General features: G+C 64.2%; 11 protein-coding genes and 1 pseudogene. 10 read left to right on the forward strand and 2 right to left on the reverse strand.

Going from position 1 to position 10,155, the window contains the following annotated elements; translation table 11 throughout:
- A partial coding sequence (locus AC1D1X_RS08120) for an SMP-30/gluconolactonase/LRE family protein (RefSeq protein WP_477698111.1) occupies positions 1-204 on the forward strand: 204 nt, incomplete at its 5' end.
- 49 nt (positions 205-253) lie between these two features.
- Positions 254-1,180, forward strand: coding sequence for an aldose 1-epimerase (locus AC1D1X_RS08125; protein WP_477698112.1), 927 nt, complete (start codon positions 254-256; stop codon positions 1,178-1,180).
- A gap of 33 nt (positions 1,181-1,213) precedes the next feature.
- On the opposite strand, the gene AC1D1X_RS08130 is transcribed toward AC1D1X_RS08125, so the two are convergent.
- Entirely contained in the window at positions 1,214-1,942 is a 729-nt protein-coding gene (locus AC1D1X_RS08130; RefSeq protein WP_477670680.1) for an IclR family transcriptional regulator, read from the reverse strand.
- A gap of 110 nt (positions 1,943-2,052) precedes the next feature.
- Here AC1D1X_RS08130 and AC1D1X_RS08135 point away from each other — a divergent pair, with 110 nt between their 5' ends.
- Both AC1D1X_RS08135 and AC1D1X_RS08140 read left to right on the forward strand, forming a co-directional pair.
- Entirely contained in the window at positions 2,053-2,994 is a 942-nt protein-coding gene (locus tag AC1D1X_RS08135; protein WP_477670679.1) for a hydroxymethylglutaryl-CoA lyase, read from the forward strand.
- Positions 2,987-4,198, forward strand: a complete 1,212-nt coding sequence (locus AC1D1X_RS08140) for a CaiB/BaiF CoA transferase family protein (RefSeq protein ID WP_477698113.1) — start codon at positions 2,987-2,989, stop codon at positions 4,196-4,198. Before AC1D1X_RS08135 ends, AC1D1X_RS08140 begins: the two co-directional genes overlap by 8 nt.
- A gap of 38 nt (positions 4,199-4,236) precedes the next feature.
- Here AC1D1X_RS08140 and AC1D1X_RS08145 read toward each other — a convergent pair whose 3' ends face one another.
- Positions 4,237-5,169 (reverse strand): LysR family transcriptional regulator, encoded by a 933-nt coding sequence (locus AC1D1X_RS08145; protein WP_477670677.1) that lies wholly within the window; start codon positions 5,167-5,169, stop codon positions 4,237-4,239.
- A gap of 101 nt (positions 5,170-5,270) precedes the next feature.
- Here AC1D1X_RS08145 and AC1D1X_RS08150 point away from each other — a divergent pair.
- The 6 genes and pseudogenes from AC1D1X_RS08150 to AC1D1X_RS08175 form a co-directional block, all read left to right on the forward strand.
- Positions 5,271-6,212: pseudogene (locus AC1D1X_RS08150) on the forward strand (ketopantoate reductase family protein); the annotation flags it as partial.
- Between the two features lie 18 nt (positions 6,213-6,230).
- On the forward strand, positions 6,231-6,641 hold the full coding sequence (locus AC1D1X_RS08155) for a VOC family protein (RefSeq protein WP_477670754.1): 411 nt from the start codon (positions 6,231-6,233) through the stop codon (positions 6,639-6,641).
- A gap of 10 nt (positions 6,642-6,651) precedes the next feature.
- A complete protein-coding gene (locus tag AC1D1X_RS08160) occupies positions 6,652-7,134 on the forward strand; it encodes a MaoC family dehydratase (RefSeq protein WP_477670676.1) in 483 nt (160 codons plus the stop codon).
- A 58-nt stretch (positions 7,135-7,192) separates the two neighbouring features.
- On the forward strand, positions 7,193-8,416 hold the full coding sequence (locus tag AC1D1X_RS08165; RefSeq protein ID WP_477670675.1) for a CaiB/BaiF CoA transferase family protein: 1,224 nt from the start codon (positions 7,193-7,195) through the stop codon (positions 8,414-8,416).
- On the forward strand, positions 8,413-9,234 hold the full coding sequence (aroE, locus tag AC1D1X_RS08170; protein ID WP_477670674.1) for a shikimate dehydrogenase: 822 nt from the start codon (positions 8,413-8,415) through the stop codon (positions 9,232-9,234). Before AC1D1X_RS08165 ends, aroE begins: the two co-directional genes overlap by 4 nt.
- 32 nt (positions 9,235-9,266) lie before the next feature.
- Positions 9,267-9,965 (forward strand): TetR/AcrR family transcriptional regulator, encoded by a 699-nt coding sequence (locus tag AC1D1X_RS08175; RefSeq protein WP_477670673.1) that lies wholly within the window; start codon positions 9,267-9,269, stop codon positions 9,963-9,965.
- Positions 9,966-10,155: the final 190 nt, after the last annotated feature.

Below are 10,155 nucleotides of genomic sequence, written 5' to 3' on the forward strand. Positions count from 1 at the left end.
GCACAGGAGCTGTGCCGCGTGCCGCTGCCGACAAGCCATGTGACCAACTGCGCCTTTGGCGGGCCGGACATGCGCACGCTTTTCATCAGCACGGCACGCACCGGGCTAACGCCCGCGCAGCTCGCAGACCAGCCGCTGGCCGGCGGCCTGTTCGCGGTGGCGATTGACAGTCCGGGTCTGCCTGCCGGTTTGTTCGGCGCCTGATATCACGAACAAAACACCATCTACCTGCCCTCACCGTGAAAGATCTTCAATGACCGATTCCGCACATCCTGTAGTCTGGCTGCGCCACGCCGGCCAACGCCTGGGACTGGTTCCCTCGCTCGGCGGCAGTGTGGCTGCCTGGCAGCTTGACCGTCCGCAAGGGCCGCTGGACCTCTGGCGGCCTTGGGACGGCAAAACGGACGATCTCTACCAGACCGCTTCGTTTGCCATGGTGCCGTGGTCCAACCGCATCAGCGGTGGCGGCTTCACGCATGAGGGGCAATTTCACGCCATGCGCCCGAATCGCGCGGGCGAGCCCTATCCCATTCATGGCGACGGCTGGCTGCAGCCGTGGCAGGTTTCGCAGCCGGCTGCCGACACCCTGGTGATGACGCTGGTGTCGTATGGGTTCGACGGCAACCCCTATGACTACGAAGCCGTGCAGACCTTCCGGCTGGTTGATGGTGGGCTGAACCAGAAGCTGCAGGTGCGTCACCTGGGCGTCAAGCCGCTGCCGTATGGTTTGGGCGTGCATCCCTGGTTTCCCCGCACCCCGCAAACACGGATTACCGCGCAGGTAGAGGGCCTCTGGCTCTGCGRTGACGATCCGCTGCCGGTTGCGCACACGACCGACTTTCCGGCAAGCTGGAACCTGAACGAAGGTGCGCCAGCCAACGGCCCGCTCATCGACAACGGCTACACAGGCTGGGGTGGCAAGGCCAGCATCGCATGGCCCGAGCTGGGCCTGCAGGTCACGGCCAGCATGCCGGACTTCGCGCGCGACGGCGGTGCTGCACAGCACTTCTGCCTGGTTTACCGGCCGCCGCAAGGCCCCGCGTTTTGTTTTGAGCCCATCACKCAGCCCATCGACGCCTTTCATCTGCCGGGGCAGCCAGGCCTGCGCGTGCTGGGGCCCGGGGAGCAGTTCTCGCTCAACATCCAGTGGCGCATCGAATCCACCGCCGCGCAGGGCTGAACGGCAATACAGGCTTAGACCGCGAACAGATGCTTAAACCAGGCCAGTCAGGCGGCGGGCTGCTTCGAGTACCGGTTTGACGTGGCGTTCTCTGTAACGGGTGTCGGGCATGGTCAGCGTCAGCGCGCCTGCCAGTGCGCCGCCAGCCCCAAACACCGGCGCTGAAATGCCTGCTACCTCGGCCAGGCGGTCACCCACGGCCGTGTAGTAACCCTGTTCGCGGATTCTGGCGTACAGCTGACGGTCTTTTGGGCCACCAGCCCTTACCCGTTCTGCGCCAAACGCTATCAAAATGCGAGCGCCCGTGCCGCGGTCGGCGGGTAGCAGGTCGCCGGCCTTGATGTGGTCGCGGATCGGATGCGGCGAGTCCACGCGGTACAGGCACAGGCGGGCCTCCCCCTGGCGCACATGGTAGGCCGCGCTCTCGCCAGTGGCTGCCACCAGTTCACGCAGCACCGGCAGCACCACGCGGTCCAGCGAAAACGAGGCGGCGTAAACACCGTGCAGGCGCGCCACCTCGGCGCCCAGTGCGTAGCGGCCGTCGCCGAGTTTCTGGACCAGCCTCGCATGCTCCAGCGAAGCCAGCAGCCGCAGCACCGTGCTCTTGTAAAGCTGCGTGCGCTCCGCCAACTCCCCCAGGCCCAGTGAGATGTCGCCCGCCCTGAAGGCTGACAGCAGCGACAGGGCGCGGTCCACTGCCGCGGCACCGCCGGGAGCGGCATGGGCGTCTGCAACGGATTCGGTCTGGGCTTTGCGCGGCATGGCTCGATCTCCTGGGCTTTCGTGCCGGTTGCCTGCTTGACAGTGCTTGCAACCTGCTTCATCATTCCATCAGAAAGAATATAGTTCTATCTTACAGAATACCAAAGACGATGCAAATCCCCCAGCCCTGCCAGGTGCTGATCAGTGAAGTCGGCCCGCGCGATGGCCTTCAAAGTGTCGCGCGCACCATGGCGACCGCCGACAAGTTGCGCTGGATCACAGCCCTGCACGCGGCCGGCCTGCGCGAAATCGAGGTGGGCTCGTTTGTTCCCGCCAAACTGCTGCCGCAAATGGCCGACGTGGCGGAAGTGGTGCGGCACGCGCTCACCTTGCCCGGCCTCACAGTGATGGCCCTGGTGCCCAACCGCCGCGGCGCTGAAGCCGCACTGCAGGCCGGCGTGCACAAGCTGACCATGCCGGTGTCGGCCAGCGCGGCGCATTCGCAGGCCAATGTGCGCAAGACGCGCGAAGAGATGGTCGAAGAAGTGCGGGCCATTGCCGGCCTGCGCCGTGAGCTTGCACCGCAGGTCAAGCTGGAGGCCGCCATCTCGACAGCGTTCGGCTGCACGCTGCAGGGCGTAGTGCCTGAAGACGATGTGATCCGGCTGGCCGCCCAATGCGTCGCTGCCGGTGCTGATGAGTCGGGTTTGTCGGACACGGTCGGTTATGCCAACCCCGCGCAGGTGCGCCGCCTCTTCAGGCGCCTGCGCGCCGAGCTTGGCAACAAGGCAGGCGCTGCGCATATGCACAACACGCGTGGCCTGGGCCTGGCCAACTGCCTGGCTGCGTATGAAGAGGGCGTGCGCACCTTCGATGCTTCGCTGGGCGGCCTGGGCGGCTGCCCCTATGCACCGGGCGCGTCGGGCAATGTGGTCACTGAAGACCTGGTTTTCATGTTTGAAGCCATGGGCGTTTCCACGGGTGTGGACCTTGCAAAACTGATGGCTGCGCGCGAGCCGCTCAAGGCCGGATTGCCGGGCGAACCGCTTTATGGCATGACGCCCGAAGCGGGCCTCCCCAAAGACTTTGTACAAGGACGTTTGCATGGCTGAAGCCAGCGTATCCGGCGAACAAGGCCTGCCCTATGCAGGCCTGCGAGTCGTCGAATTCACCCATATGGTCATGGGCCCGACCTGCGGCATGCTGCTGGCCGACCTGGGAGCCGAAGTCATCAAGGTCGAGCCGATCATGGGAGACAACACCCGCAAGCTGCTCGGCTCCGGTGCGGGATTTTTCCCCCTGTTCAACCGCAACAAAAAAAGCATCGCCGTCGACCTGCAGACACCCGAGGGCCGCGAGCTGGTGCTCAAGCTGGTTGCCACGGCCGACATCGTCAGCGAGAACTTCAAGCCCGGCACCATGAAGAAGCTTGGCCTGGATTACGCCAGTCTTTCGCAGCTCAACGAGCGCTTGATCTATGTCAGCCATAAAGGCTTTCTGCCGGGGCCCTACGACCACCGCACCGCCCTCGACGAAGTGGTGCAGATGATGGGTGGCCTGGCCTACATGACGGGCCGCGCTGGCGACCCGCTGCGTGCCGGCAGCAGCGTCAACGACATCATGGGTGGCATGTTCGGCGCCATAGGTGCCATGGCCGCACTGGCCGCACGCGAGAAGACGGGCAAGGGCCAAGAGGTGCAGGCCGCGCTGTTTGAAAACAATGTCTTTCTGGTGGCCCAGCACATGATGCAGTTTGCCGTGACCGGCCAGYCTGCCGCACCCATGCCCAGTCGCATTTCGGCCTGGGCGATCTACGACGTGTTCACGGTCAGGGACGGCGAGCAGATTTTCCTGGCCGTGGTCAGCGACACGCAGTGGGCCGTTTTCTGTGAGGCCTTTGGGCTGCAAGAGCTGCGGGCCGACCCGCGGCTGCTGACCAACAACGAGCGCGTAATTGCGCGCGAGTGGCTGATGCCCCTGCTGCGCTCGCACCTGGCCGGGCACAGCGCCTCCGAACTGGGCGCTGTGTTTGAAAAGCATGCGTTGCCCTTTGCGCCCATCACCCGGCCGCAGGATTTGTTTGACGATCCGCACCTCAAGGCCACGGGCGGGCTGGCGCCCATCACCTTGACTGACGGCGCCCGCGCGGGACAGGAAAGCGCCACCGTGCTGCTGCCGCTGACCCTGGGCGGCAAACGTCCCGGGGTGCGCCTGAACCCGCCCAGGCTGGGCGAGCACACGCGCGAACTGCTGCGGGAGCTCGGTTATGACGAGGACGCCATCCAGGCTCTGCAAGCCAACCGGGTGACGCGCTGAGTTTTGTTGCTATAAAAAATGTAGCTACTCGCGCACAGCTATAAAGGGCTGGTGGCACTTTTCATAAACAACTCGGCACACACGCTGCGCAGCCACCGGGAGGCCGGGTCGTGGTGGTAGCGGGCATGCCAGTGTTGCTTCACGGTAAATCCGGGAATCGCCAGCGGGCAGGGCAGCACCTGGAGGTCGGCGGCGCGGGCCAGGGTTTCGCCGATGTGGCGCGGCAGCGTGGCGATCAGGTCGGTGGTGGACAAAATGGCCGAGAGGCCCAGAAAGCCCGGCAGCTCCAGCAGCACCCGGCGTGAGATGTTTTGTGACGCCAGGGCACTGTCCAGCAGCTGGTAGCCCGTGCCGGAGCTGATGCCGATATGTGCCTCAGCCTGGTAGACCGACAGGCTCCAGTCGGCGCCCAATTCGCTGCCCACCCGCGGATGCCGGGCATTGGCCAGGCAAATCCAGTCCTGGCCATACAGCGTCTGCTGGTAGAAGCCGGTGTCGAGCCAGGGCAGAAAGCCGACAGCCAGATCGGCCTCGCCTGCTTGCAGGGCATGCGCCAGGCCGGCATCGATACGCGCGGCTTCCAGCGCCACGCCCGGCGCCACCGCCCGCACGTGGGACAGCAGCCGGGGCAACAGCGTGACGTGGCTGGCGTCGGTCATGCAGATGCGAAAGCGCCGCTGCGCCGTAGACGGTTCAAAGGCAGCCTCYGACTGGGCCAGCCGCTGCAACCCGCCCAGCACTTCGCGCACCGTGGCAATCAGCATATCGGTGCGCGGCGTGGGCAGCATCCCCTCGGCCGTGCGCACAAACAGCGGGTCGCCAAGCTGCTTGCGCAGGCGCGCCAGCCAGATGCTGACCGTGGGCTGGCTTTGCCCCAAGGCCTCGGCCGACCGGGTGACGCTGCGGGTGGTGTAGAGCTGGTCCAGCAGCCGCAGCAGCTTGATGTCCAGCAGATCCAGGTCTTTTTCCATACCTCTATTGTTATACGCAATGATTAGTATTGCCTTCATTGCATGGACGACATGGGTGGCTCCACCCAGAATTCGCTCCTGAATCACGAAGGAGTTGTGCAGTGAAGATTTGTGTTCTGGGGGCCGGCGCGCTGGGCGGTGCACTGGGCGGCGTGCTGACGGAGGCGGGCCACGAGGTCTGGCTCATCAACCGCAATGCTGCGCAGGTCGAGGCCCTGAACAGCCGCGGGCTGATCCTGCGCGATGGCGGCATAGACCGTTGCGTGCAGGTGCATGCCGCGATCTCCGCTACGGGCGTGGCCATGGACACCGGTGCGGTGGACCTGGTGATCGTGCTGGTCAAGTCCTTCGACACCCGCCCGGCCATGGAGGCAGCCCTGTCGCTGCTGGGGCCGGACACGGTCGTTCTGTCGCTGCAAAACGGGCTGGGACACGAAGACATCCTGGGCAGCATCGTGGGCCGCGAGCGTGTGCTGGCCGGCAAAACTTATGCGGGCGGCACGCAGCTCGGCGCCGGGCATGTGCTGATTGGAACGCGCGGCAAGGACACCCACCTGGGCGAACTGGACGGCCGCATCACGGAGCGCGTGCAGCGCATTGCCGCCGCCTTCAACGCCGCCGGGCTCGACACCACCGTCAGCCGCAACATCATCGGCACCATCTGGGACAAGCTGCTGGTCAATGTGGCCACCGGCGCTGTCAGCGCCGCCACGCGCCTGCCCTATGGCGAGATGTACCAGGTGCCCGAGCTTGAGGCCTGCGGCATTGCGGCCGTGGCCGAAGCAATGGCGGTGGCGAAAGCCAGCGGCATCACGCTGGCCACCACCGACCCGCGCCAGCCGTGGGTCAAGGCGGGCGAGGGCCTGCCCTACGCCTTCAAGACCTCGATGCTGCAAAGCCTGGAGAAGGGCTCAATCACCGAGATCGACTTTGTGAACGGTGCGGTGGTGCACCAGGGCGCGAAATGCGGCGTACCCACGCCCGTCAACCAGGCCCTGGTGGCCTGCATCAAGGGTATTGAGCGCGCACAGCCTCGTCAACGCGATTCAAAAGAGCACACCATGGCCCCTCACAAACAAAAGTCTTATGTAGAACACGTTGCGGTACGCGTCAAAGACATCCAGTGGCACATCAACTTCTTCCTGGAGGTGCTGGGCATGGATGCGCGCGAGGTCGACGGACCCGCCGATGCACCGCACCAGTACTGGACGATCGGTGGCCTGCAGCTCATGAGTACGCCCGGCTTTGTGGCGGCGCCATCCAACGACGCTGGCTGGCTGGCGCATCTGGGCATCATGGTTGACGACCTGGAGGCCGCCTTGGCCGAGGCGAAGGCATGGGGCGTCAAGCAACTGCCCCAGGGCCGCAACTGGCTGCAACTGCCCGATGGCCTGGCCGTCGAGCTGATCCAGGCCAGTGCCGGCAGCGTGTCTGCTGTATTGGCCGTCAATCCCAGAGCCGCCACGGCCTGAAAGGCGCCTCATGCCTAACCCCAACATCCAGTTCGCCACGCCGGAAAAATACTGGGACGACGCACAGGTCGGTGACGAGTGCACCAGCCCGTCCTATACCTTCACCGCCGCGCGCATTGATGCCTACGCCGAACTCACCGGCGACTTCACGCCGGTGCATATGGATGAGGCCTACGCCAATGCCTCGCACTTCGGCTGCCGCGTTGCGCACGGCCTGATGGGGCTGTCGGTTGCCGACGGCCTGAAAACCCAGAGCGAATACCGCTTCCTGCCTGGCATGTCGCTGGGCTGGACCTGGGACTTCCTGCTGCCCATCAAGATCAATGACACGCTGCACGTGAAGTTTCGTGTGGACAGCATGCGGCCCTCGAAGAGCAAGCCGGGCTGGGGCATCGTGGTGCTGCCGGCCGAGCTGATCAACCAGGCCGGGCAGGTGGTGCAAAAGGGCGAGCACCGCCTGATGGTGCCGCGCCGGCCATCGTCTGAAAAATGACTTGCTATCAAAAACATAGCCGCTTGCGCACGCTATACAAGGATGAACTCAGGTTTTTATGGATAAAACTACACAAGCGCTGCCGCTGGCGGGCATCCGCGTCGTCGATTACAGCCATTTCCTGGCTGGGCCCTATTTGTCGCGCTGCCTGGCAGCGATGGGCGCAGACGTCATCAAGGTCGAGCGGCCCAAGGACGGGGACGCGGGACGCGCCCACGCTTACTTCATCAAGGGACAAAGCGGCTACTTTTTGCAGCAGAACATGGGCAAGAAGGGTTTGTGCATCAACCTCAAGGACCCGCGCGGCCTGGAAATGATGCACAAGCTCACCGACGCAGCTGATGTGTTCGTCGAGAACTACCGCCCAGGCGCATTGAAAAAACTCGGCCTGGGCTACGAAGAGCTGTCCCGGCGCAACCCTGGCCTGGTGTACTGCTCGATCTCCGCCTATGGCCATACCGGCCCCGACGCGCACCGTGCCGGCTTCGGCCTGATTGCCGAGGCCAAGAGCGGCATCATGGCCATGGTCGGCGAGCCCGGCAGCGCACCGCCGTTGCTGCGCGTTTCACTGGGCGACATGTATACCGGCATCCATGGCGTGGCGGCGGTATGTGCCGCGCTGCTGGGCCGCATCAAGTCGGGCAGGGGCCAGCATATTGACTTGTCCCTGTACGACTGCCTGGTGTCCATGCACGACTATGCGGTGCAGTGCTACACCCTCTCGGGCGGCAAGGAAATTCCGCAGCAAACCGGCCACGACATGCCGCAAAGCACGCTGTACGGCGTGTTTGCCGCCAGCGACGGCTACCTCGTGATTGCCGCGCAGGTCGACGACGCCTGGAAGCGTTTTGCCCTGCTGATCGGCGGTGAAGCACTGGCGCTTGATGCGCGCTTTCACAGCGCTGCGGGGCGCAATGAGAACCGTGCAGAAATACTCGCCCTGGCGAAAGGCTGGGTAGCGGGCCGCACTGTGGCCGAATGCCTGGCCGCGCTGGACGCGATTGATGTACCCAGCGCCAAAGTGCAGAACATCGAGGAAGTGCTGAACGACCCGCAAATTCAGGCACGCAACATGGTGATTGAGCAAGACCACCCGGTGCTGGGAAAAATACGCCTGCCCAACCTGCCTTTCAGGTTTTCGGAGTGCGACACCTCGCCTGCCTGCGTTGCACCCGGCATGGGCCAACATAACCGCGAGATCGCCGCGAGCGTCGGTTATAGCGCTGCCGACATTGACGCGATGGAGCGCGACGGCGTGCTGTATGCAGAGGTGCAGCCATGACCGACCGCTATGCCGTCATCGGTAACCCGATAGGGTTCAGCAAATCGCCGCTGATCCACGGCATGTTCGCGCAGGCTAGCAGGCAGGACATGGAATACACGGCTATCGAAGGGCCGCCAGGCGGGTTCAACGGCGCCGTGGATGCCTTCCGCGCTCTGGGCGGCAAAGGCATGAACATTACCGCGCCCTTCAAGCTCGACGCCTTTGCCTATGCCACCGAACGCTCGGAGCGGGCGCAGCTCGCGGGGGCAGCCAATGCCATGAAGTTTGAAGGCACACGCGTGATTGCCGAAAACTTCGACGGTGTTGGCCTGGTGCGCGACGTCACGCACAACCTGGGCTGCCAACTGCAAGGCAAACGCGTGCTGCTGCTGGGCGCCGGCGGAGCGGCCCGGGGCGCGTTGCTGCCGTTTCTCGCGCAGGCCCCGGCCGAACTGGTGATTGCCAACCGCACGGTTGCCAGGGCACATGAACTACAGGCCATGGGCGCGGCCCAGGCAAACGTCCGCGGCTGCGGCTATCCGGATCTGGCGGGGCAGACCTTTGACGTGGTGTTCAATGCCACCTCAGCAAGCCTGCGCGCCGAACTGCCGCCGGTGCCGGCGAGCGTGTTCGCTCCCGATTGCCTGGCCTACGAACTGGCGTACGGCAAAGGGCTCACGCCGTTTTTGCGCCTGGCGCAAAACGCGGGAACCCGGCGGCTGGCCGATGGCGTGGGCATGCTGGTGGAGCAGGCAGCCGAAGCCTTTGCATGGTGGCGCGGCGTGCGGCCCGACACACGCGCCGCGATTGAACGCATCACCATTGCGCTGGTATGACATGAGCTCAGCCTGCCCCCTATACTGCGCGAATGGACGAAACAGTACATTCGCAGGCAGCTTCGGCCAAGGTGCGTGCGCGCAAAAGGAAGGCCCCGGTTGTGCAGACGGCCACGCGCACCAACGACCCGGCACGCACGATGGCCGGGATCCTCGAAGTGGCCACAGCCGAATTCGCCGAGAAGGGCCTGAGCGGCGCACGCATCGACGAGATCGCGGCGGCCACCCGGACCAGCAAGCGCATGATCTATTACTACTTCGGCAGCAAGGAGGGGCTGTACCTCGCCGTGCTGGAGGAGTCGTACCGGCGCATGCGCAGCATCGAGGCGGAACTGCACCTGGAAGACCTGCTGCCGGAAGATGCGCTGCGCCGCCTGGTGGGATTTACCTTCGACCATCACCACAGCAACCCGGGCTATATCCGGCTGGTGATGTCCGAGAACATGGAGCGCGGCAGCTACCTGGCGCAAAGCAAAATCATCCAGCAACTCAATGTGCCGGCCATCGATGCCATCCGCAAGCTTTACGAGCGCGGCGTGGCGGCGGGCATATTCCGTACGGGCCTGGACCCGATCGACATCCATGCATCGATTTCCGCGCTGACATTCTTCAATGTGTCCAACCAGCACACCTTCGGGCTGATCTTCAAGAGCGACACACAGTCGGGACGCGCCATGACGGCGCGGCGCGACAGCATCATCGAAATGATCGTGCGCTTCGTGCGCAAATAAGTTCCGGATCGCCGCCGGCCAGGGGCGGGCATGTCGGGTTTCTACTGATTCGTTTAAAACTAACTAGTTCGTACATTATGGGTTAAGACAGTCCTCAACAGGCTTGGCGCTGRACGGCCGCGCGCGCGGCCACGCATAAAAAGGAGACAACATGGACAAATGGATAAACCGGTTTTGCCGGGTGCTGGAT

The sequence above is a fragment of the Polaromonas sp. P1_G4 genome, assembly GCF_056405475.1.